20 protein-coding genes are annotated in these 22,984 nt (G+C 62.8%); 13 read left to right on the top strand and 7 right to left on the bottom strand.

Annotated elements, in window-relative coordinates; all coding sequences use genetic code 11:
* Position 1 precedes the first annotated feature (1 nt).
* From H045_RS18310 to H045_RS18285, 6 genes are all read right to left on the bottom strand, one after another.
* On the bottom strand, positions 2 to 835 hold the full coding sequence (locus H045_RS18310) for a symmetrical bis(5'-nucleosyl)-tetraphosphatase (RefSeq protein ID WP_015373097.1): 834 nt from the start codon (positions 833 to 835) through the stop codon (positions 2 to 4).
* On the bottom strand, positions 835 to 1,215 hold the full coding sequence (gene apaG / locus H045_RS18305; RefSeq protein ID WP_015373096.1) for a Co2+/Mg2+ efflux protein ApaG: 381 nt from the start codon (positions 1,213 to 1,215) through the stop codon (positions 835 to 837). The genes H045_RS18310 and apaG overlap by 1 nt, the downstream gene beginning before the upstream one ends.
* A gap of 178 nt (positions 1,216 to 1,393) precedes the next feature.
* Positions 1,394 to 2,206, bottom strand: coding sequence for a 16S rRNA (adenine(1518)-N(6)/adenine(1519)-N(6))-dimethyltransferase RsmA (gene rsmA / locus H045_RS18300; protein WP_015373095.1), 813 nt, complete (start codon positions 2,204 to 2,206; stop codon positions 1,394 to 1,396).
* The gene (pdxA, locus tag H045_RS18295; RefSeq protein ID WP_015373094.1) at positions 2,203 to 3,192 is read right to left on the bottom strand and encodes a 4-hydroxythreonine-4-phosphate dehydrogenase PdxA; all 990 of its coding nucleotides are present in this window, start codon (positions 3,190 to 3,192) and stop codon (positions 2,203 to 2,205) included. Before pdxA ends, rsmA begins: the two co-directional genes overlap by 4 nt.
* Positions 3,189 to 4,523 (bottom strand): peptidylprolyl isomerase, encoded by a 1,335-nt coding sequence (locus tag H045_RS18290; RefSeq protein ID WP_015373093.1) that lies wholly within the window; start codon positions 4,521 to 4,523, stop codon positions 3,189 to 3,191. Before H045_RS18290 ends, pdxA begins: the two co-directional genes overlap by 4 nt.
* Positions 4,504 to 7,341, bottom strand: a complete 2,838-nt coding sequence (locus H045_RS18285; RefSeq protein ID WP_015373092.1) for an LPS-assembly protein LptD — start codon at positions 7,339 to 7,341, stop codon at positions 4,504 to 4,506. Before H045_RS18285 ends, H045_RS18290 begins: the two co-directional genes overlap by 20 nt.
* A 130-nt stretch (positions 7,342 to 7,471) precedes the next feature.
* Between H045_RS18285 and H045_RS18280 the strand changes: the two genes are divergently transcribed.
* From H045_RS18280 to H045_RS18270, 3 genes are read left to right on the top strand one after another with little or no spacing between them, the layout of a single operon-like run.
* A complete protein-coding gene (locus tag H045_RS18280; RefSeq protein WP_015373091.1) occupies positions 7,472 to 8,497 on the top strand; it encodes an aminoglycoside phosphotransferase family protein in 1,026 nt (341 codons plus the stop codon).
* Positions 8,494 to 9,168: an N-acetylmuramate alpha-1-phosphate uridylyltransferase MurU gene (gene murU, locus H045_RS18275; protein WP_003232598.1), complete on the top strand. Its 675-nt coding sequence runs from the start codon at positions 8,494 to 8,496 to the stop codon at positions 9,166 to 9,168. Before H045_RS18280 ends, murU begins: the two co-directional genes overlap by 4 nt.
* Before the next feature lies 1 nt (position 9,169).
* Complete coding sequence (locus tag H045_RS18270) at positions 9,170 to 9,937, top strand: TerB family tellurite resistance protein (protein ID WP_015373090.1); 768 nt, start codon at positions 9,170 to 9,172, stop codon at positions 9,935 to 9,937.
* Between the two features lie 273 nt (positions 9,938 to 10,210).
* Here the strand turns inward: H045_RS18270 and H045_RS18265 are convergent, their stop codons facing one another.
* Positions 10,211 to 11,185: an alpha/beta hydrolase family protein gene (locus H045_RS18265; RefSeq protein ID WP_041931532.1), complete on the bottom strand. Its 975-nt coding sequence runs from the start codon at positions 11,183 to 11,185 to the stop codon at positions 10,211 to 10,213.
* A 75-nt stretch (positions 11,186 to 11,260) separates the two neighbouring features.
* Here H045_RS18265 and H045_RS18260 point away from each other — a divergent pair, with 75 nt between their 5' ends.
* From H045_RS18260 to trpE, 10 genes are all read left to right on the top strand, one after another.
* Positions 11,261 to 13,255, top strand: coding sequence for a PAS domain-containing sensor histidine kinase (locus H045_RS18260; RefSeq protein ID WP_015373088.1), 1,995 nt, complete (start codon positions 11,261 to 11,263; stop codon positions 13,253 to 13,255).
* 18 nt (positions 13,256 to 13,273) lie between these two features.
* A complete protein-coding gene (locus tag H045_RS18255; protein WP_003232590.1) occupies positions 13,274 to 13,903 on the top strand; it encodes a response regulator in 630 nt (209 codons plus the stop codon).
* Between the two features lie 226 nt (positions 13,904 to 14,129).
* Positions 14,130 to 15,242 (top strand): ABC transporter ATP-binding protein, encoded by a 1,113-nt coding sequence (locus H045_RS18250; RefSeq protein WP_015373087.1) that lies wholly within the window; start codon positions 14,130 to 14,132, stop codon positions 15,240 to 15,242.
* 43 nt (positions 15,243 to 15,285) lie between these two features.
* Positions 15,286 to 16,326, top strand: coding sequence for an ABC transporter substrate-binding protein (locus H045_RS18245; RefSeq protein WP_003232586.1), 1,041 nt, complete (start codon positions 15,286 to 15,288; stop codon positions 16,324 to 16,326).
* A gap of 152 nt (positions 16,327 to 16,478) precedes the next feature.
* On the top strand, positions 16,479 to 17,699 hold the full coding sequence (locus H045_RS18240) for an ABC transporter permease (protein WP_015373086.1): 1,221 nt from the start codon (positions 16,479 to 16,481) through the stop codon (positions 17,697 to 17,699).
* A gap of 12 nt (positions 17,700 to 17,711) precedes the next feature.
* Positions 17,712 to 18,536, top strand: a complete 825-nt coding sequence (locus H045_RS18235; protein ID WP_003232582.1) for an ABC transporter permease — start codon at positions 17,712 to 17,714, stop codon at positions 18,534 to 18,536.
* 107 nt (positions 18,537 to 18,643) lie between these two features.
* Entirely contained in the window at positions 18,644 to 19,792 is a 1,149-nt protein-coding gene (locus H045_RS18230; protein ID WP_003232579.1) for an iron-containing alcohol dehydrogenase, read from the top strand.
* 84 nt (positions 19,793 to 19,876) lie between these two features.
* Positions 19,877 to 20,551 (top strand): ribulose-phosphate 3-epimerase, encoded by a 675-nt coding sequence (gene rpe / locus H045_RS18225; protein WP_003232577.1) that lies wholly within the window; start codon positions 19,877 to 19,879, stop codon positions 20,549 to 20,551.
* Positions 20,548 to 21,366: a phosphoglycolate phosphatase gene (locus tag H045_RS18220; protein ID WP_003232575.1), complete on the top strand. Its 819-nt coding sequence runs from the start codon at positions 20,548 to 20,550 to the stop codon at positions 21,364 to 21,366. Before rpe ends, H045_RS18220 begins: the two co-directional genes overlap by 4 nt.
* A 70-nt stretch (positions 21,367 to 21,436) precedes the next feature.
* Positions 21,437 to 22,918 carry an anthranilate synthase component I gene (trpE, locus tag H045_RS18215; RefSeq protein WP_003232573.1) on the top strand — a complete coding sequence of 494 codons (1,482 nt, stop codon included), beginning with the start codon at positions 21,437 to 21,439 and terminating at the stop codon, positions 22,916 to 22,918.
* Positions 22,919 to 22,984 lie beyond the last annotated feature (66 nt).

Here is a 22,984-nt window from a genome sequence, read left to right as displayed (position 1 = left end):
CCTAGGGCTGGGTGGGCAGTGGGGGTTCGCACCGGCAACTGAAGCGCTCGCCGGAATCGATGTTCATCAGGGTCATGGCGCCGCCCCACACGCAGCCGGTATCAAGGGCAAACACGTCGGGCTCGTCGCAGTGGCCTTCGAGGGCGGCCCAGTGGCCAAAGATGATTTTCGTGTCGCGGGTCTTGCGTTCCTTGTGGGCGAACCAGGGCTTGTAGCCCGGCGGCGCGCTGTCGGCGCCTTCTTTGGTCTTGAGGTCCAGCTTGCCGTCGGCGGTGCAGAAGCGCATACGCGTGAAGTAGTTGGTGATCACCCGCAGGCGTGCGACGCCCATGAGGTCATTGTCCCATTTGACCGGTTCATTGCCGTACATGCCGTCGAGGTAGGCGGTGTAGAGGTTATCGTCGGCCAGGGCGATTTCGACCTCGGCGGCGCATTTGAGGGCTTTTTTCAGCGTCCATTGCGGCGGAATCCCCGCATGCACCATTGCCATGTTGCGCGCTTGGTCGTAATGCAGGATTTTTTGCCGACGCACCCATTCCAGCAGCTCGTCGCGGTCCGGCGCTTCGAGGATTTCGCGCAGCGTGTCGCCCTTTTTCAGACGTTCGATGTTACGGCCGGCCGCCAGCAGGTGCAGGTCATGGTTGCCCAGCACGCACACCAGAGAGTCACGCAGGCCATAGAGATAGCGCAGGGTTTCGAGGGACTGCGGACCGCGGTTGACCAGGTCGCCCACCAGCCACAGGCGATCTTGCGCCGGGTCAAAGGCCACGCGCTCAAGCAGGCACTTGAGGGGATCCAGGCAGCCCTGCAGGTCGCCGACCGCATACGTCGCCATCAGTGCAAAGCACCGGGCACGGCGAGGCGAAACGGCTTGATGATGGCGTCGAACAACTGGCCGTCGGTGGCTTTCATTTGATAGGAGCCCTGCATGGTGCCGACCCTGGAGGTCATCACCGTGCCGCTGCTGTAGGTGTGGCTGGCGCCGCTGTCGATCAACGGCTGCTGGCCGACCACGCCCGCGCCACGTACTTCCTCGACCTGGCCGTCGCCGTCGGTAATCACCCAATGGCGCGACAGCAGCTTGGCCGGCACCAGGCCGTTGTTCTTGACCGTGATGGTGTAGGCAAAGGCGAAGCGGTTGTGCTCGGGCTGGGATTGGTCCGCCAGGAAGCGGGTGACGACGCTGACGTCGATCTGGTAGCGAGGATCGGACATGCAAGAGGCCTTAAAAGCAAAAGCGGAGGACAGCAGATGCGGACCAGTCTAGGCCAAGAGGAGGTCACTAGGCCAGACATGCTCTCCGGGGGCTTTGAACATCTGCCGGCATCACTGGGTTCAATTGTGGGAAGGGGCAAACCCCCTCCCACATTTGGATTGTTTCGAGGCTTGAGCCTTATTCCACTGCTGGCGCAGGCTGGATCGCCAACTGGTCGGCCAGGCGCACGAAGGCGGCGAGGTCCAGCTGTTCGGGGCGCAGGCTGCCGTCGACGCCGGCGGCTTCGATTTCAGCATTGCTCAGCAGTGCCTTGAGCGTGTTGCGCAAGGTCTTGCGGCGCTGGTTGAACGCTTCGCGCACCACGCGCTCCAGCAGCTTGTGATCCTTGGCCGGGTGCGGCAGCACGGCGTGAGGCACCAGACGCACGATGGCCGAATCGACTTTCGGCGGCGGGTTGAAGGCGCCGGGGCCTACGTTGAACAAATGCTCTACGCGGCAGTGGTACTGAACCATGATCGACAGACGCCCCCAATCACCGCCGCCAGGGCCTGCCGCCAGACGCTCGACCACTTCCTTTTGCAGCATGAAGTGCATGTCGCGGATGATCGAGGCGTTGTTGAGCAGATGAAAGATCAGCGGCGTTGAGATGTTGTAGGGCAGATTACCCACCACCCGAAGGCTGTTGGGCGCGGCATTGAGGCTGTTGAAGTCGAACTTCAGCGCGTCGCCCTGGTGCAGGTTGAAGTTGGCCTTGCCGGCGAACTGCTGGTTGAGGATCGGGATCAGGTCCTTGTCCAGCTCAACCACATCGAGCTGGCCGCCACTGGCCAGCAGGCCCTGGGTCAGTGCGCCCTGGCCCGGGCCGATTTCCAGCAGGCGATCTTCTGGCTTGGCGTGGATGGAGCGCAGGATGCGGTCGATTACGCCTGCATCGTGCAGGAAGTTTTGCCCGAAGCGCTTGCGCGCCCGGTGTTGGTAATGCTCGGTCATAAACGGGTCTCGGCCATCTGATAGGCGGTTTCCAGGGCCACGTGCAGGCTGCCGGTATCGATCCTGCCGCTGCCCGCCAGGTCCAGGGCGGTGCCATGGTCGACGGAGGTGCGGATGATCGGCAGGCCCAGTGTCACGTTGACGGCGGCGCCGAAGCCTTTGTACTTCAGCACGGGCAGTCCCTGGTCGTGGTACATCGCCAGCACTGCGTCGCAGTGCTCCAGATATTTGGGGGTAAATAGAGTGTCTGCCGGCAGCGGACCGCGCAGGTCCATGCCTTCCTGACGCAGACGCTCCAGGGTGGGTTCGATGATGTCGATTTCTTCATGGCCCAGGTGGCCGCCTTCACCGGCGTGGGGGTTGAGCCCACAGACCAGGATGCGGGGCCGGGCAATGCCGAATTTGTGTTGCAGGTCGGCGTGCAGGATGCGCGTTACGCGTTCCACCCGCTCGGCGGTAATGGCGTCGGCGACATCCCGCAGTGGCAGATGCGTGGTCACCAGGGCGACGCGCAGGCCACGGGTGGCCAGCATCATTACCACTTGTTCGGTATGGGTCAGTTCGGCGAGGAATTCGGTATGCCCGGAAAAGGCAATGCCGGATTCATTGATCACGCCCTTGTGCACCGGGGCGGTGATCATGCCGGCGAAGTCGCCGTTGAGGCAACCAAGGCCTGCGCGGGTGAGGGTTTCGAGCACGAAGGCCGCATTGGCCTTGTCCAACTGACCGGCAACGACCTTGGCCTGCAAGGGCGTGTCCCACACGTACAGGCTGCCCGCCGGGGCTGGCAGCTCCGGCCAGTTGCCCGGCGCCACGTCCAGCAGCGTGACAGCCACACCCAACTGCGCGGCCCGCTCAATGAGCAGGTCGCGGCTGGTAATGGCGATCAGGGGATGGGGCTGGGCGTGCGAGGCGAGCAGCAGGCACAGGTCTGGACCAATGCCGGCCGGCTCGCCGGGTGTCACTGCGAAACGCTGTGGTTTCACTGAGTTGCCTGGTCGGTGCCTGTTTGCTCGGCGCCTGGCAGCTTGTTTTCCACGTAGGCTTCGTCACGGATCTGACGCAACCAGGTTTGCAGCTCTTCGTCGTACTTGCGGTTACGCAGCACGGTCAGCGCTTGTTGCTCGCGGGCCTGGGTGGTGTTGTCAGTGGCGCGGCGGCCAAGGACTTCCAGCACGTGCCAGCCGTATTGGGTCTTGAACGGCTTGGACAGTACGCCTTGCGGGGTCTTGGCCATTACGTCCTGAAACTCCGGCACCAACGCACGCGGGTCGATCCAGTTGAGGTCGCCGCCGTTGAGGGCAGAACCCGGGTCTTCCGAGAAGCTTTTGGCCAGGGTGGCGAAGTCTTCACCGCTTTCGATGCGGTCATAGATCTTCTGGGCCAGTTCCTTGGTTTGCGCTTCGGTGCGAATTTCGCTCGGCTTGACCAGGATATGACGCACATGCACTTCGTCTTTGAGCGAGGTCTCGCCGCCACGGCGTTCCAGCAGCTTCAAGATAATGAAGCCACCCGGGGTACGGGCCGGCTGAGTAATGCCGCCGACTTCCATGGCGCTCAGCTCGCGGTCGAAAGGCGGTGGCAGTTGCGCGGCTTTACGCCAGCCCATGTCACCGCCTTCGAGGGCGTTGTCGCTGCCGGATTGGGCAATGGCCATTTGCGCAAAGTCGGCGCCGGCTTTCAGACGATCATAGATAGCCTGGGTTTTCGCGGCGGCGGCGTTGAGCTGCTCGGAGTTGGCGCTGTCCGGGGTCGGGATCAGGATATTGGCCAGGTGCAGTTCTTCGGACAGCTGCATCTTGCCCAGATCCGAAGCCAGGAAGTTCTTCACTTCCTGCTCGGACACCTGAACGCGCTCGGCCACGCGGCGCTGGCGTACACGGCTGATGATCATCTCGCGGCGGATCTGGTCGCGGGCGTCATCATAGGAAAGACCGTCGTGGGCCAGGGCGGCGCGGAACTGGTCAATGCTCATGTTGTTGCGCTGAGCAATGGTGCCGACGGCCTGGTTCAGTTCTTCGTCCGAAATACGGATGCCGGAACGCTCGCCGATCTGCAGTTGCAGGTTCTCGACAATCAGGCGTTCCAGTACCTGCTGGTCCAGCACGCTGGTCGGCGGCACACCACCGCCACGCTTGGCGATGGTCTGCTGGACTTCCTTGACGCGTTGGTCCAGTTGGCTCTGCATGATCACGTCGTTATCGACGATGGCCACGACCTTATCCAGCTGTTGAACCGCAGCGTGCGCCGATGCGGCACCCAGGAACAACGCGCCCAGCAGGAGCGGGCGCACACAATCAGAAAGCTTGATCTTCACGTTGACGATAACCTTGAATGCCTTTGTCGAGGAAGCTCTCTACCTTGGCGCCTGTCAGGCCGCCGAGTCCTTTGAGGACGATCTGGAAGAAGAGCCCGTGGTCACCCTTTTCGTTAAGCGGGGCGATCTGCGTGTATTCGTCGTTGGAAACCCAGTAACGGTTGATGACGCGCAGTTTCCAGCAGCAGTTGTCGTACTCGAAACCACCGAAGGCTTCCAGAGTGCGGTTGCGGGCGTAGTCATACTGCCAGCGGGTGATCAGGTTCCACTGCGGAATGATTGGCCACATCATCGAGAAGTCGTGTTGCTGGATTTTGTAGTAATCCTTGACGTAGTTCGCGGTGTCTGACGGAACGCTGTAGTCACCACCGAACTGCCATTTGCCGGTCAACTGGTTGTAGACCACCTGGTCGTTACGATAGCGATAGCCAAGGTTGATGATCTTGTTCGGGTTGTCTTCCGGCTGGTAGTGGAACATTGCGCTGCCGGAACGTGGAGCATGGCTCTCGGGGTCCCAGTTGTAGTCGGCAGTGGCGCGCCAGTCGCGGTTGAAGCGGAACTCGTAGTCCAGGGCGATTGGCGATACGTCGGTCTTGGCGTCGTCGCGGTCAGCGGCCAGAATGCCAGGCAGTTGAACCTTGCGATCCTTGAAGTACAGGGCCTGGCCGATAGCCACGCGCTGACGCTCAAAGCCGTTATCTTCGATCCAGCGGCTGGTTACGCCCAGGGACAGCTTGTTCTCGTCACCGATCCGGTCACTGCCGCTGAAGCGGTTGTCGCGGAACAGCGAGGAGTAGCTGAACGTGTTTTCGCTGGTGTCGAAGACCGGAATGTCGCTCTGGTCTTTATTCGGGACGTAGAGGTAGAACGCGCGCGGCTCGAGGGTCTGGTTGTAGTCCTTGCCGAACCAGTTGGTCTTGCGGTCGAAGTACAGGCCGCTGTCGATGCTGGCTATAGGGATTGCGCGATCCTGAGAGCTTTTGAATACACCGCCGGCGTAAGGGGAAGCTGCCGTTGCTGCATTCTGCGCTGCAATGATGTCGCTCTTGCCTTTGCTGTCCAGGTCAAGATCGTATTTGGTGTATACGTACTTGAGCTTCGGCGTGATGAAGCCGTAAGTCCAGTTCATCGGCAGCGACATGCTTGGGGCAAGATTCAGGCGCGTACCATTTGCACGAGTCAGCCCCGGGACGTTGTTATCCAAACGACGCGTGCCGATGCTGCCATCCGCGTTGACCGGTCCGCCATCCTTGTCGACATAGTTGCCGGACATGAGGTCGCGTTCAAACCTGACAGCTTCGGTTTCGTAATTGAAATCCAGGCCGCCAGGATGGTAAGGCAACGCGCCGTTGAAGGTGATCTGTGGCAGGCGGTCGTAGGGAGTGATCTGCGTCACGGTTGCCAACTGGTACGCCTGCAGGTTCAGACGTGCCTGATAGCTGTCGCCACGATAAGACACCGAGCCCTGCTGATTGACGAAGTCCGAAGTCTCGATCCCGATCTGGTTGGACTTAAGGTCCTGGAAGTAATAAGGATCGCTGATCTTGGTGTAGTCAACTTGCGTGAGCACGCGCGAATCCAGCCCGCCCTTGTGCTGCCAGTTGAGCATGTAGCGCGTTTTTTCCGAATCCGTCTGCTTGCTGCGCTCGTCGCTGTCGTCGTTGAGGTACGCACCACCGAACTGGCCTTCGCTGGACTTTGTGAGGTAGCGGAATTCGCCTTCCATCAACAGGCCGCGCTTGGTCATGTACTGCGGGTACAACGTGGCGTCGTAGTTCGGCGCCAGGTTGAAGTAGTACGGCGTTGTCAGTGCAAAGCCACTCTCGCTGCCGGTGGCGAAGCTCGGCGGCAGGAAGCCGGACTGACGACGGTCATCGATCGGGAAGTAGATGTACGGGGTGTACAGGATCGGGATGTTCTTGACCCGCAACGTCGCGTTGGTGGCCGTACCGAAACCGGTGGCCGGGTTCAACGTGATGTTGTTGCCGCGCAGTTGCCAGGCGTTGCTGTCCGGCTCGCAGGTGGTGTACGTACCGTCCTTGAGGCGGATGATCGCGTTTTCGGCACGCTTGGCGTACAGCGCGTTACCGCGGATACGCGACTTGTGCATCACGTATTCAGCGTTGTCGATTTGTGCGGCGCCGGTGTCCAGCTGAACCTCGGCACGGTCGCCGACGATCAGCGCACCGTTGTCGCGCAGACGCACATTACCGTTCAGCTCGCCACGGTTCTCGGCCTGGTACAGGCTGGCTTCCTGGGATTCGAGCTGCATGCTGCCCTGGCGCATGACGACGTCACCGGCCAGCGTCGCGACTTGGGATTCCTGCTCATAACGAGAGGCCTTCGCGCCGATGAAGGTGGGCGCGTCGCTCTTGTCCGTCTTGTCGTTCATGCCAGGACGAATCGGCTCGATGTACGCACCGCCGCAATACGGGCCGGTTTCGGCCAGTTGGGCTGCGGTCAGCTTGTCGCGAGGCACCCAGTCCAGGTGGCTGTAGTCGGCGCTGCGCGAACGCAGGCCACGGCCCTTGGATTCGGTGACCAGCGCCGTCTTCGGCTCGGCCTCGGCAGTGCCACCCGCAGCGGCCTGGGCCGTGCTGTTGGCCGAGCTTGCGGCGGCGCCGTCATGCACCGGGCGCGGTGGTAATGGGGCGGCGGCGGTTTTCGGCGCGCAATCCCAGGCACCCGAAGCAGAGACTGAGCAGTCATACTGTTCCGCGGCGACCACGAATGAGGTGGCGAAAGGTTGCATGGCCAGCAGACTGCCGGTTACCAGCAACGGAAATTTTCTACGAAACGCGGGGGATTTCAATGCCATCTTATTAGTCCGGGCTTCCTGCGTGCCATCTGCCCGCGGTTTGGGCCGCACGCCTCTCGATGGTCTGAAAAAGATGCGTGATAATAAAGCATGCCCCGCTTGACGGCTAGCGCCGTCGGAGACCCTTGTAATGCCCGAGCACGATCTACGTTTACAACAGCTGGAAGTCTGGCTGGATGAGCAGTTGCCGATCCTTTTCAACGCTCAGGACTGGGGCCCCGTACCCCCGGCCACATTGACCGCGGCCAGCAGCGACGCGAGTTTCAGGCGCTACTTCCGCTGGGAAGGCGGCGGCCGCACATTGGTTGTGATGGACGCGCCACCCCCCCAGGAAAACTGCAAACCTTTCGTCGATATCGCTTATTTGCTGGCGAAATCAGGAATAAATGTCCCAAAAATTTATGCAGAAGATCTGCCGCGCGGCTTTCTTTTGCTCAATGACCTGGGCACAAAGACCTTCCTTGACGTGATCGACACGCAAAATGCCGATCCCTTGTTCGCCGATGCCATCGATGCCTTGCTGGCCTTCCAGCAACTGCCGATGGACGAACCGCTGCCCAGTTACGATGTGGCCTTGCTGCGTCGCGAGCTGGAATTATTCCCCGAATGGTATGTGCGTCGGCACCTGGGCCTCGAACTGGACCCGCAGCAGCAGGCGCTGTGGCAGCGCGCCAGCGACCGGCTGATCGACAGCGCCCTGGCCCAGCCCAAGGTGTTGGTGCATCGCGACTACATGCCGCGCAACCTGATGCTCAGCACGCCCAACCCCGGCGTGCTGGATTTCCAGGACGCGGTTTATGGTCCGGTGACCTACGACATCACCTGCCTGTTCAAGGACGCCTTCCTCAGTTGGCCCCAGGCCCGCGTGCGTGAATGGCAGCGCGGTTACTGGGAGCGCGCCGTACAGCTGGGCATCCCGGTGCAGGCGGATTTCGACGACTTCCTGCGCGCCAGCGACTTGATGGGCGTGCAGCGTCACCTCAAGGTCATCGGCATCTTCGCGCGCATCTGTCATCGCGACGGCAAGCCGCGTTACCTGGCGGATGTGCCGCGTTTCTTTGCTTATATAGAAGCTGTCCTCGCCGAGCGCCCCGAACTCGATGCGCTGGGTGAACTGCTTTGCAGCTTGCGTCAACCGGCCGAGGCCTTGCCATGAAGGCGATGATCCTGGCGGCCGGCAAGGGCGAGCGCATGCGCCCACTCACCCTGCACACGCCCAAGCCGCTGGTGCAGGCCGGCGGCAAGCGCTTGATCGAATACCACCTGGAGGCGCTGGCCAGGGCCGGCTTTACCGACATCGTGATCAACCATGCCTGGCTCGGCCAGCAGATCGAGCGCTACCTCGGTGACGGCGCGCAGTTCGGCGTGCGCATCCGTTATTCCCCTGAGGGCGAACCGCTGGAAACCGGCGGCGGGATTTTCCAGGCCTTGCCGCTGCTGGGGGATGAGCCGTTTCTGGTGGTCAATGGCGATATCTGGACCGACTACGATTTCGCCCGACTCAAGCAGCCCATTCAGGGCCTGGCTCACCTGGTGATGGTGGACAACCCGGCGCATCATCCTTCGGGCGGGGATTTTTACCTGGATGACGGGCTGCTTCATGATGCGGCGCCCGGTGCCGATAACTTGACCTTCAGTGGCATTTCAGTGCTCGACCCACGCGTGTTCGCGGGTTGCAGCGCTGGCGCCTTCAAACTCGCGCCGTTGTTGCGCGAGGCGATGGCCAGGGATCAGGTAACGGGAGAGCACATGACGGGACGCTGGATTGATGTCGGCACGCTGGAGCGCCTGGCGCAAGTCGAAACCCTGCTGACAGCGGGGCGTTAGCATGTTGTGGCCAGGGACGCTGATCGGCGCCGGGGCTGGCTATGCCATTGCCAGTATTCCGGGGGCTTTGTTGGGTGCATTGCTGGGGCAGGCGCTGGACCGTCGCTTGCAGTTGCAAAGCTGGGCGCAGGTGCGTGAACGCTTGGGCGGGCGTCCGGCGTTGCGCAACGACGAACTGTTGTTCGTGCTGCTGGGCCGCCTGGCCAAGAGCAACGGCCAGGTGGTGGAAGGGCATATCCAGCAGGCCCGCCAGGAAATGCGCGCGTTGGACATGAGCGAGCCAGCCCGGCGTCGGGCGATTGCCGCCTTTAACCGTGGCAAGTCCGGATCCGACCGGGTGCGCACCTATCTGCGCGTACTCAAGGCCCAGCCCCATGCGGCGGAGGGCGTGCTGCGCGCCTGCTGGCGCATGGCCTGGGCGGACGGCAAGGCGGATAACGCCGAGCGCGACCTCATCGACCTGTGGGGCAAATGGCTGGGTTGGACCCCGCAACAGCTGCAGGCGCTGGCGTCCGACTATGCGCCGGAGCGCAAGCCGGTGGCCAACCGGGGCGGCGCCTATCAGGACGCTCTGCGCATTCTGGGGGTGACCGCCACAAGCGAGCCTTCGGTGATCAAGCGTGCTTACCGTCGTCTGCTCAGCCGCCATCACCCGGATAAAATCGCCGGCTCAGGCGCCAGCCCCGCACAAGTGCGCGAGGCCACCGAACGCACCCGCGAGTTGCACAACGCGTATGCGCTGATTCGCGAGCGGCGGGATTTTCGCTGACCGTGTCGAAATGACAACCCGATGAAAGTTGCTCCCGCCCCAACGCCTTTGTGGCGATCGGGCTTGCCCCGCGTTGGGGTGCGAAGCGCCCCCAATCCAGCAAAACGCGGTGTACCTGATAAGGCTCAGCGCCTGGTTTTGGGGCTGCTGCGCAGCACAACGCAGGACAAGCCTGCTCGCCACAGGGACTCTGCGCTTAACTGAACGGCATTGGGGCTTGCCCCACAAGTGTCCCCTGATTTACTGGGGCTACGCCGTGGTTGAGCAACAACGTCAGTCGGCACTGCCCTGCGGACTCAGCCAGCCGCGAACCCGGCGATACAGCTGCTCCTGCTCGGCAGAGCTGTTGCCGGGCAGCGTCTTGAGCGACACCTGTTTGTAACCCTCATTTTTCGCGCGCTTGGCGGCCTGGTTGCGTGCCATTGCGTTTTTGCTGGCGGCTGCGCTGTCTTGATAGAAGACGTCCGCAGTCGGCAGTTTCAGCGCCGGTGCCAGTTGCAGCAGGTCCGGCTGTCGGGCTGGCGGGGTCTTGCCGGCCACCATCACCAGTTTCTGCACCTGGGCTGGTTGTTTTTCGCTCAGGTAACGCGCGGCCCACCAGGCACCGGTGCCGTGGCCGAGCAGCACCACGCTGCGCGCGCTCTGGGTCTGGGCGAAGGCGACGGCGGCATCGATGCGGTCGAAGATACGCTTGGCGTCGGTCTTGTCCTGTTCATCGGCGCCGGGTACCACGGCCGGGTCGGTGCCTTCGGCCTCGGCGCTGGCGGCCTGTTCGATCGGCTTGGCGGCGGTGCTGCCTTCCTTGCTGCTGGTGTCGACGGCGACCTTGGGCGATTCGGCCACCCGAGGCGGCAGGGTGTCGAGGTTCACGTCCGGCAGCGACAGGCTCAGAGTGCCCCAGTTGGCATCCGGCAATTTACGCCGCAACGGCGCGACTGCCTGCGGCCAGTCCGCGGTTTCCCCGGCACCCGGCACAATAATCACCACGCCTTCGGGCTCGGCGCTGTTGGCCGGCTTCCACAGGGCCAAAAATGACTCGCTGCCGGCCTGCAACTGTTGCTGCTCGCCGCGCGGGATCTGGCGTTCAAGGGCCGTGGATTCTTCCTGACTGCGCTCCACCAGGGGCTGGCGCTCGGCCGGTTTTTCGGTGGCGGGCTCAGGGGCGTCAGCGGCCTGGACAGAAAAGGCGCTGGTAAATAACAGCGACAGGCACAATGCTGGCACTGCTGAGCGGTTGTGTGATGGCATCGTTGCTTCCCGGCCGGAATGATTCCAGCAGCCTAATGGGTTGGTCAGTATTTGTCAGTGACGTGAGACGTGATCATGGGTTTTCGCTGTTTGCTGGTTATCGGCTGTCTGTGTCTCGCCTTGATCGCCAAAGCCGCCCCTGCGCCGGGCATTCCGCAGGCGCAGCTCAACGCCGAGCAACGGGAATGGCTGGCCGGACATTCGCAACTGCGCGTCGGCCTGGTGCTGCAGGTGCCGTATGCACAATACGACCGGCGGTTGCAGCGCTTGTCCGGGGCCAATGTGGAATTGATGCAGTGGCTGGCCAAAGCGCTGAACATCGAGCTGTCATGGCGCAACTTTCCCACTCAGGAGCAGCTCGAAGCCGCCCTGGGCGACGGCGAGATCGACATCGCCCCCGGCTTGCAGCAAACCCCGGCCGGCTTGCGCCTGTGGTCGTTCAGCGATCCCTACATGCGCGTGCCGCAACACGTCGTCGGCACCCGCGAGGGCGGCGGCGCGGTGGAACTGGAAAAGCTCGACAGCCTCTCGCGCATTGCCGTGCGCATGCCCAGCGCAGTGGCCGATTACCTGCGCGGCACTTATCCCGGTCTCAACCTGCAGGGCGTGCCCACGGAGCGCCAGGCCCTGCAATTGTTGGTGAGCCAGCAGGCCCGCTATGCGGTGGTGGACGAAGCGCAACTGAGCCGCCTGTCGGGCGAGGCGGAGTTCGCGGGGTTGGCGGTGGTCGGCGATGTCGGCCTGCCGCAATTGCTGCGGGTGGCCACGCGCCGCGACTGGCCGCAGTTGGCGGGCATCATGCAGGGCGCCCTGCGCGCCATCCCCGCGCGCGACCTCGATCAATTGCACAATCGCTGGCTGCAACCCCAGTATCCACGGCTGTCCGCATCCCCTGGTCTGTGGCAAAACCTCTGCCTGCTGCTGGGCCTGTTGCTGTTTGCCAGCCTGACGCTGGTGGCCTGGCAGCGTCGTCAGCAGCGTGGGCTCGAACGCAGCCTGCTGGCCGCCCGTGAAGAAAGTGCCGCCCGCGCCGCCGGGGCTGAAGCGCTGCGGCTGACGCAGTTCTCCATCGATCAAAGCACCGTTGGCATCCTCTGGGTCAATTGGGACAGCCATGTGCGCTATGCCAACCGTGCGGCTGAAAGCATGCTCGGCTACGGCCCCGGGGCGCTGATCGAACGGCCACTGGTCGCGCTGGATCCCACGCTGGACATGGACCGCTGGCTCAACCTGTGGAAGCGCGCGCGGGCCAACGAAGAGGCACCGCAGAACTTCGCCACCGACTGCACGCGCGCCGATGGCAGCGTCCTGCCAGTCACGGTGTCGCTGAGTTTTCTGCGCTTTGCCGAAGCCGAATACCTGGTGGTCTACCTCAATGACGTCACCGAACTGCGCCGCACCCTCGCCGCCTTGTTGCAAAGCGAAGCGCAGCTGCGCGAGCTCTCGGCCCACCTGGAAACCGTGCGCGAAGAAGAAAAGGCGCGCATCGCTCGCGAGGTGCACGACGAGCTCGGGCAGATGCTCACGGTACTCAAGCTGGAAACCTCCATGTGCGAGCTGGCCTATGCGCAGCTGGATCCTGGGCTGCATGAGCGTTTGAACAGCATGAAGCGCCTGATCGCCCAGCTGTTCCAACTGGTGCGCGACGTGGCCACGGCCCTGCGCCCGCCGATTCTGGACGCCGGGATCGGTTCGGCCATCGAATGGCAGGCGCGGCGTTTCGAAGCGCGCACGCAGATTCCCTGCCTGGTGCAGGTGCCGGAACACCTGCCGACGCTGAGTGATGCCAAGGCCATCGGCCTGTTTCGTATCCTGCAGGAGGCGCTGACCAATGTGATGCGCCATGCCCAGGCGCATACTGTCGAGCTGACCCTGGCGCTAGACGGCGAGTCTCTGCGGCTGAGCATCAGCGATGACGGTGTGGGGTTCGTCCAGACCGGCGAGCGCCCGGTGTCGTTCGGCCTGGTGGGCATGCGCGAGCGGGTGCTGATCATGGGCGGGCGGTTGACCCTGGACAGCGCGTTGGGGGAGGGCACCACCCTGAGTGTCACGGTGCCGCTGGATGCCTAACTACAAAAGGAAACGCCTGTGATCCGCGTACTGGTTGCCGAAGACCACACCATTGTTCGAGAAGGCATCAAGCAATTGATCGGCCTGGCCAAAGACCTGCTGGTGGTCGGCGAGGCCAGTAACGGCGAGCAGTTGCTCGAGACCTTGCGCCACGTGCCCTGCGAGGTGGTGTTGCTGGATATCTCGATGCCGGGCGTCAATGGGCTGGAAGCGATTGCACGTATTCGCGCGCTGAACGATCCGCCAGCGATCCTGGTGCTGTCGATGCACGACGAAGCGCAGATGGCCGCGCGCGCCCTGAAAGTCGGTGCGGCAGGGTACGCCACCAAGGACAGCGACCCCGCGCTGCTGCTGGCGGCGATTCGCAAGGTGGCGGCGGGTGGGCGCTATATCGACCCGGACCTGGCCGACCGGATGGTCTTCGAAGTCGGCCTCACCGACTCGCGGCCGCTGCATTCGCTGCTTTCGGAGCGGGAGTTTTCGGTGTTCGAGCGCCTGGCCCAGGGCGCGAACGTCAATGACATCGCCCAGCAACTGGCCCTGAGCAACAAGACCATCAGCACCCACAAGGCGCGGTTGATGCAGAAGCTGCATATCACCTCATTGGCCGAGTTGGTGAAGTACGCCATGGAGCACAAGCTTCTTTAGCGGCATATCCAATAACGACGTCCCGAAAACCCACCGTTGCGCCATTCCTGCCGCGTGCAGCTCGCGCCTTGCAGCGGCACCGTCCAATGCCCGCCATCGGTGTAGGGCAATCCTTACCCATTATCGTCCATCCGGCTGATGCGATTCTCTCCGGGCCCCCGATTTGCGGGGCCTCGCGCCTGGACTACGCTTGTGCCACGGCAGTCCAAAACACAAAGGTGCGGGTATGAGCGAGGTGGATTCAAATGATGTGCTGGTCAGCTTTCGTGGCGTGCAGAAGAGCTACGACGGCGAGAACCTGATCGTCAAGGACCTCAACCTGGAGATTCGCAAGGGCGAGTTCCTCACCTTGCTCGGGCCGTCCGGCTCGGGCAAGACCACCAGCCTGATGATGCTCGCCGGTTTCGAGACGCCCACCGCCGGGGAGATCCTGCTGGCCGGGCGCTCCATCAACAACGTGCCGCCGCACAAGCGCGATATCGGCATGGTGTTCCAGAATTACGCGCTGTTCCCGCACATGACCGTCGCCGAAAACCTCGCCTTTCCCTTGTCGGTACGCTCGCTCAGCAAGACCGATATCAGCGAGCGGGTCAAACGCGTGCTGAGCATGGTCCAGCTCGATGCCTTCGCCCAGCGCTACCCGGCGCAGTTGTCCGGCGGCCAGCAACAACGTGTGGCACTGGCCCGGGCGCTGGTGTTCGAGCCACAGCTGGTGTTGATGGACGAACCCCTCGGTGCCCTCGACAAGCAACTGCGCGAACACATGCAAATGGAGATCAAGCACCTGCACCAGCGCCTCGGCTTGACCGTGGTGTACGTGACCCACGACCAGGGCGAAGCCTTGACCATGTCAGACCGCGTGGCGGTATTTCACCAGGGCGAAATCCAGCAGATCGCCGCGCCGCGCAGCCTGTATGAAGAACCGAAAAACACCTTCGTTGCCAACTTTATCGGCGAGAACAACCGCCTCAATGGCCGTCTGCACAGCCACACCGGCGAGCGTTGCGTGGTGGAGCTGGCGCGGGGCGAGAAGGTCGAGGCGCTGGCGGTGAACGTCGGCCAGGTCGGCGGCCCCGTCACCCTGTCGGTGCGCCCGGAGCGCGTCAGCCTCAATGGCACCAGCGAACGCTGCGTCAACCGTTTCTCCGGGCGCGTGGCGGAGTTCATCTACCTGGGCGACCACGTGCGCGTGCGCCTGGAAGTCTGTGGCAAGACCGATTTCTTTGTGAAACAACCGATTGCCGAGCTGGACCCGGCCCTGGCGGTCGGCGACGTGGTACCGATTGGCTGGCAAGTCGAGCACGTTCGCGCACTCGACCCACTTCTAGAGGCGAACTGATCGCCCCCTGGCTTCACCAACCCTGCACGTGGAGAGCACAACAATGTTGAAATCCCTTAAGTATTCGGCCCTGGCACTTGGCTTGATGGGCGCCACACAGGCCATGGCAGGTCCCGACCTGACCGTGGTGTCGTTCGGTGGCGCGAACAAGGCGGCCCAGGTCAAGGCGTTCTACGCGCCGTGGGAGAGTGCAGGCAACGGCAAGATCGTCGCTGGTGAATACAACGGTGAGATGGCCAAGGTCAAAGCCATGGTCGACACCAAGAGCGTGTCCTGGGACCTGGTGGAAGTGGAGTCGCCGGAACTGTCCCGTGGCTGCGACGAAGACATGTTTGAGCCGCTGGACCCGAAACTGTTTGGCAACACCGCCGACTACGTGAAGGGCGCGATCCAGCCGTGTGGCGTTGGCTTCTTCGTGTGGTCGACCGTGCTGGCGTACAACGCCGACAAGCTGACCAGCGCGCCGACCAGTTGGGCGGATTTCTGGGACACCAAGAAATTCCCTGGCAAGCGCGGCCTGCGCAAGGGCGCCAAGTACACCCTGGAATTTGCACTGATGGCCGACGGTGTAGCGCCCAAGGACGTGTACAAAGTACTGGCTGGCAAAGATGGCCAGGACCGCGCTTTCAAGAAGCTCGACGAACTCAAACCGTCGATCCAGTGGTGGGAAGCCGGCGCACAGCCGCCGCAGTACCTGGCCTCGGGTGACGTGGTGATGAGCTCGGCCTACAACGGTCGCATTGCCGCCGTGCAGAAAGAAAGCAACCTCAAAGTCGTGTGGAACGGCGGCATCTACGACTTCGACGCCTGGGCCATCCCTAAAGGCCTGGCCAAGGACCGCGCGGAAGCGGCGAAGAAATTCATCGCCTTCTCGGTGCAGCCGCAGCAGCAGAAGACCTACTCGGAAAACATCGCCTACGGCCCGGCGAACACCCAGGCGGTGCCGTTGCTGGCCAAGGACATCCTCAAGGATATGCCGACCACCCCGGAAAACATCGCCAATCAGGTGCAGATCGACGTGAGCTTCTGGGCCGATAACGGCGAGCAGCTGGAGCAGCGCTTCAATTCCTGGGCAGCCAAGTAACACCGTATAACCTTCTGGCAAAACCGGCTCATGTGGGAGCTGGCTTGCCTGCGATGCAGACACCTCGGTGCAACTGATTTACCGAGTCGATGCCATCGCAGGCAAGCCAGCTCCCACAGGGCGCGCGTCCACCCATATTTTCGGAGTTTGTCATGGCCATCCCCACCCTCAAGCAGCGCCTGGCGCGCGCCGAGCGGCTCAACCGCTGGAAGGCCCAGGCCTTGATTGCGCCGCTGGTGCTGTTCCTGGTGCTGGTGTTTCTGGTGCCGATCGTCGCGCTGTTGTTCAAGAGTGTCGGCAACCCGGAAGTGGTGGGCGGTTTGCCGCGTACCGTGGTGGCCGTGACGGCGTGGGACGGACGCGGCCTGCCGGGCGAACCGGTGTACCAGGCGCTCAGCGAAGACCTGGGCGAGGCGCGTAAAAACCAGACCCTGGGCGATCTGTCCAAACGCTTGAACATGGAACTGGCCGGCTATCGCAGCCTGCTGACGAAAACCGCGCGGGCGTTGCCGTTTGCCGAAACGCCCGGCTCTTATAAACAGGCACTGGAAAACCTCGACGAACGCTGGGGCGACCCGGCTTACTGGCAGGCGATCCGGCGCAATACCAGCAGCGTGACGCCGTACTACCTGCTGGCGGCCGTCGATCACCGTATCGACGACCTCGGCGAGATCGCTCCGGCCACGCCTGACCAGGCGATCTACCTGGACATCTTCGCCCGTACCTTCTGGATGGGCCTGGTGATCACCGTGATCTGCCTGCTGCTGGCCTATCCGCTGGCCTACCTGCTGGCGAACCTGCCGGCGCGCAAAAGCAACCTGCTGATGATTCTGGTGCTGCTGCCGTTCTGGACGTCGATTCTGGTGCGGGTGGCGGCGTGGATCGTGTTGCTGCAGTCCGGCGGCCTGATCAACAGCGCGCTGATGGGCCTGGGCCTGATCGACAGCCCGCTGGAACTGGTGTTCAACCGCACCGGGGTCTACATCTCCATGGTGCACATCCTGCTGCCGTTCATGATTCTGCCGATCTACAGCGTGATGAAGGGGATTTCGCCCACCTACATGCGTGCGGCGATTTCCCTGGGCTGCCATCCGTTCGCGAGTTTCTGGCGGGTGTACTTCCCGCAGACCTACGCCGGTGTCGGCGCCGGCTGCCTGCTGGTGTTCATCCTGGCGATTGGTTACTACATCACCCCGGCCCTGCTGGGCAGCCCGAACGACCAGATGGTCAGCTACTTCGTGGCGTTCTACACCAACACCAGCATCAACTGGGGCATGGCCACGGCATTGGGCGGCCTGCTGCTGCTGGCCACCGTGTTGCTGTACCTGATCTACAACCGGCTGGTGGGCGCCAGCCGCCTGCGCCTGAGCTGAGGAGACCTTGCGATGCTGAGTCCTTATATGTCCCCGGTGGAGCGGGTGTGGTTCTACAGCCTGCGGGTGCTGTGCGGCCTGATCCTGCTGTTCCTGATTTTGCCGGTGCTGGTGATCATCCCGCTGTCGTTCAACAGCGGCAGTTTCCTGGTGTATCCGTTGCAGGGGTTTTCGCTGCAGTGGTATGAGGACTTCTTTGCCTCGGCCGAGTGGATGCGCGCGCTGAAGAACAGCATTATCGTGGCGCCGGCGGCCACCGTGCTGGCGATGGTGTTCGGCACGCTGGCGGCGATTGGTCTGACGCGTGGCCATTTTCCCGGCAAGGCGCTGGTGATGGCCCTGGTGATTTCGCCGATGGTAGTGCCGGTGGTGATTATCGGCGTGGCCAGTTACCTGTTCTTCGCACCGTTGGGGCTGGGCAACAGCTTTTTTTCGCTGATCGTGGTGCATGCGGTGCTGGGTGTGCCGTTCGTAATCATCACCGTGTCGGCGACCTTGCAGGGGTTCAACCATAATCTGGTGCGCGCGGCGGCGAGCCTCGGGGCTTCACCGTTGACCGCGTTTCGTCGGGTGACCTTGCCGTTGATTGCGCCGGGGGTGATTTCCGGGGCCCTGTTCGCCTTTGCCACCTCGTTCGATGAGGTGGTGGTGACGCTGTTCCTCGCCGGCCCCGAACAAGCGACCCTGCCACGGCAGATGTTCAGCGGTATCCGCGAAAACCTCAGCCCGACGATTGCAGCGGCGGCGACCCTGCTGATCGGGTTCTCGGTGCTGCTGTTGCTGACGCTGGAATGGTTGCGTGGGCGCAGCGAGAAACTGCGGACGGCACAGGTCTAGAAATGAGATCCATTGTGGGAGGGTATGCATTCAGATGCTGAATGGCAGACAACTCTCATCTGTCAGCTATCCTTGTGCCAGCCCATCACCGATAAGAGGCCGCGCACATGAGTACTTCCTCATTCAAGATCGCCCACAAACTGCTCACTGGCGCTGGCGCCATCGAGCAACTCGCCGCCGAACTCACGCGCCTGGATGTGGATAACCCGCTGATCGTCACCGATGCCGCGCTGGTCAAGTCCGGCACCGTGGCGCTGGCGCTCGAACACTTGGGCGAGCGCACCTATGAGATTTTCGATCGCGTGCTGCCCGACCCGGAAATCGCCATCGTCGAAGACTGCATGCAGGTCTACCGCGACGGCGGGCACGACGGGCTTATCGGCCTGGGCGGCGGCAGTGCCATCGATATCGCCAAGAGCGTGGCGGCCTATGCCGGTTACCACGGCGCCCTGGCGGACTTGTTCGGCGTCGACCAGGTGCCGCGCAAGGGGCCGCCGCTGATCGCCATCCCCACCACGGCCGGCACCGGCTCGGAGGTCACCAATGTGGCGATCCTCTCCGACAAGGCTGCGCAATTGAAGAAGGGCATCGTCAGCGATTACCTGCTGCCGGATGTGGCGCTGATCAGCCCGCAAATGACCTTGACCTGCCCGCGCAGCGTCACCGCCGCCAGCGGCCTGGATGCGCTGGTGCATGCCATCGAGTCCTACCTGTCGCTGAACGCGTCGCCGATCACCGATGCGCTGGCCATTGGCGCGGTCAAGCTGATCGCCAACGCGTTGCCCAAGGCGTATGCCAACCCGGCCAATCTCAAGGCCCGTGACGATATGGCCACCGCCAGCCTGATGGCCGGCATGGCGTTCGGCAATGCCGGCGTGGGCGCGGTGCATGCGCTGGCGTACCCGCTGGGCGGGCGCTTCAATATTGCCCACGGCGTGAGCAACGCGCTGTTGCTGCCCTACGTGATGCACTGGAACAAACTGGCCTGTGTCGAACGCATGCAGGACATAGCCCAGGCCATGGGCGTCAATGTCACCGGACTGAGCGCCAATGACGCCGCCGATCAGGCTGTCGAGGCGATGACGCGCCTGTGCGCCGCCGTGGAAATTCCGGCCGGGCTGCACAGTTTCGGGGTGCCCGAGGACGCGATCCCGGCCATGGCGGTGGAAGCGGCGGGCATCGAGCGCCTGATGCGCAACAACCCGCGCAAGCTCAGCGCGGCGGATATCGAGAAAATCTACCGGGCCGCTTTCTGATCCGTGAGCGAGGTCACGGTGCGCGCGGCAAAGCATGAGGTATACAATGCGCGCCATCGTGATTTAGCTCAGAAAAGGTGCGTCATGCAGCCCTTCGTCATTGCTCCATCGATTCTCTCCGCCGACTTCGCCCGCCTGGGTGAAGAAGTGGACAAGGTGTTGGCCGCCGGTGCCGACTTCGTGCACTTCGATGTCATGGACAACCACTACGTGCCCAACCTGACCATCGGCCCGATGGTCTGCGCGGCGCTGCGCAAGTACGGCATCACCGCGCCGATCGACGCGCACCTGATGGTCAGCCCGGTCGACCGCATCATCGGTGACTTCATCGAGGCTGGCGCCACTTACATCACCTTCCACCCGGAAGCCACGCTGCACGTCGACCGCACCCTGCAACTGATCCGCGAAGGCGGCTGCAAGGCGGGCCTGGTGTTCAACCCGGCCACCCCCCTGAGCGTACTCGAGTACGTGATGGACAAGGTCGACATGGTGCTGCTGATGAGCGTCAATCCGGGGTTTGGCGGGCAAAAATTCATCCCGGGCACCCTCAACAAGCTGCGTGAAGCGCGGGCGCTGATCGATGCCTCGGGGCGGGATATCCGCCTGGAGATCGACGGCGGGGTAAACGTCAACAATATCCGCGAGATCGCCGCGGCCGGCGCTGACACGTTCGTCGCCGGCTCGGCGATCTTCAATGCACCGGACTATCGGCAGGTCATCGACACGATGCGCGCCGAACTGGCGCTGACGCGTCCATGAGCGGCTTCGAGCAGCTGTTCCCCGGCAAGCTGCCACGGCTGGTGATGTTCGATCTGGACGGTACCTTGATCGATTCGGTGCCTGACCTGGCCGCGGCGGTGGACACCATGCTGCTCAAGCTGGGACGCAAGCCGGCAGGGATCGAGGCGGTGCGCGAATGGGTCGGTAATGGCGCGCCGATGCTGGTGCGCCGGGCCCTGGCCAACCATATCGACGCCTCGGGTGTCGACGAGGTGGAGGCCGAGCACGCCCTGGAACTGTTCAATGCGGCCTATGAAAGCAGCCATGAATTGACGGTGGTGTATCCCGGCGTGCGCGACACCCTCAAGTGGTTGCACAAAAAGGGCGTGGAAATGGCCCTGATCACCAACAAGCCGGAGCGCTTCGTCGCGCCGCTGCTGGACCAGATGAAAATCGGTCGTTATTTCCGCTGGATCATCGGCGGCGATACCTTGCCGCAGAAGAAACCCGACCCGGCGGCGCTGTTTTTCGTGATGAAAATGGCCAATATTCCCGCGTCCCAGTCGTTGTTCGTCGGCGATTCGCGCAGCGATGTGCAGGCCGCGAAAGCCGCAGGCGTGCAGTGCGTGGCCTTGAGTTATGGCTACAACCATGGCCGGCCGATTGCCGAAGAATCGCCGGCGCTGGTGATTGATGATCTGCGTTTGCTAATCCCCGGTTGCCTGGGAGCGGGCGCTGGGATAACGTTGCCCGACATCGACCCGTCCCCTTCTGGAAATGCCATCGTGGTGGTTACCCGCAAACTCTGGATGAAAGTCATCAAGGCCCTGGCCCGCTGGCGTTGGCGCGCCTGACTGCTCCTGGCCGCACCCTGCGGCACGTTTGCTTACCCGACCGCTAGACCCTCATGCCACGAGGCACATCATGACCCGCGAAGAATTCCTGCGTTTGGCCGCTGCCGGCTATAACCGTATTCCCCTGGCCTGCGACACCCTGGCCGACTTCGACACGCCGCTGTCGATTTACCTGAAACTGGCCGACGAGCCCAACTCCTACCTGCTCGAATCGGTACAGGGCGGCGAGAAGTGGGGCCGTTACTCGATCATCGGCCTGCCGTGTCGCACGGTGATGCGGGTGCATGATCACCACGTGAGCATCACCCTCGATGGCGTCGAGATCGAAAGTCATGACGTGGAAGACCCGCTGGCCTTTGTCGAAAGCTTCAAGGCCCGCTACAACGTGCCGACCATCCCGGGCCTGCCGCGTTTCAACGGCGGCCTGGTGGGGTATTTCGGCTACGACTGCGTGCGCTACGTGGAAAAGCGCCTGGGCAAATGCCCGAACCCGGACCCGCTGGGCGTGCCGGACATTCTGCTGATGGTCTCCGACGCGGTGGTGGTATTCGACAACCTGGCCGGCAAGATGCACGCCATCGTGCTCGCCGACCCGGCCCAGGCCGATGCGTTCGAGCAGGGCCTGGCCAGCCTCGAAGCCTTGCTGGACAAACTGCGTCAGCCGATCACCCCGCGTCGCGGCCTGGACCTCAGCCGTCCGCCGGCTGCCGATCCAGTCTTCCGTTCCAGCTTTACTCAGGATGACTACGAGCGCGCAGTCGATACCATCAAGGAATACATCCTCGCCGGTGACTGCATGCAGGTAGTGCCGTCGCAGCGCATGTCCATCGACTTCAAGGCCGCGCCGATCGACCTGTATCGCGCGCTGCGCTGCTTCAACCCGACGCCGTACATGTACTTTTTCAACTTTGGCGACTTCCACGTTGTGGGCAGTTCGCCGGAAGTGCTGGTGCGCGTCGAGGATAACCTGATCACCGTGCGCCCGATTGCCGGCACGCGCCCCCGTGGTGCGACCGAAGAAGCCGACCTGGCGCTGGAAGAAGACCTGCTGAGCGACGACAAGGAAATTGCCGAGCACCTGATGCTGATCGACCTGGGCCGTAACGATACCGGGCGTGTCTCGGAAATCGGCTCGGTGAAATTGACCGAGAAGATGGTGATCGAGCGGTATTCCAACGTGATGCACATCGTCTCCAACGTCACCGGCCAGTTGAAGGCCGGGCTGACCGCCATGGACGCGCTGCGCGCGATTCTGCCGGCGGGCACCTTGTCGGGCGCGCCGAAGATCCGGGCAATGGAAATCATCGATGAACTGGAGCCGGTCAAGCGCGGTGTCTACGGCGGCGCCGTGGGGTATTTTGCGTGGAACGGCAACATGGACACGGCGATTGCGATTCGCACTGCGGTGATCAAGGACGGCGAACTGCATGTGCAGGCGGGTGGCGGGATTGTCGCCGACTCAGTACCGGCCCTTGAATGGGAAGAAACCCTGAACAAGCGTCGGGCAATGTTCCGGGCGGTGGCCCTGGCCGAGCAAACCCCGCAAAGCTAAAGGCTGGCATTGAGCAAAATGTGGGAGCTGGCAGGCCAGCTCCCACAGTTGCGTTGTACAGCGCTC

Origin of the sequence: Pseudomonas poae RE*1-1-14 (genome assembly GCF_000336465.1) — a bacterium.
GTDB lineage: Bacteria > Pseudomonadota > Gammaproteobacteria > Pseudomonadales > Pseudomonadaceae > Aquipseudomonas > Aquipseudomonas poae.
Note: the sequence above shows the minus strand (reverse complement) of the source record. Positions and strands in the feature narration are given on the sequence as shown.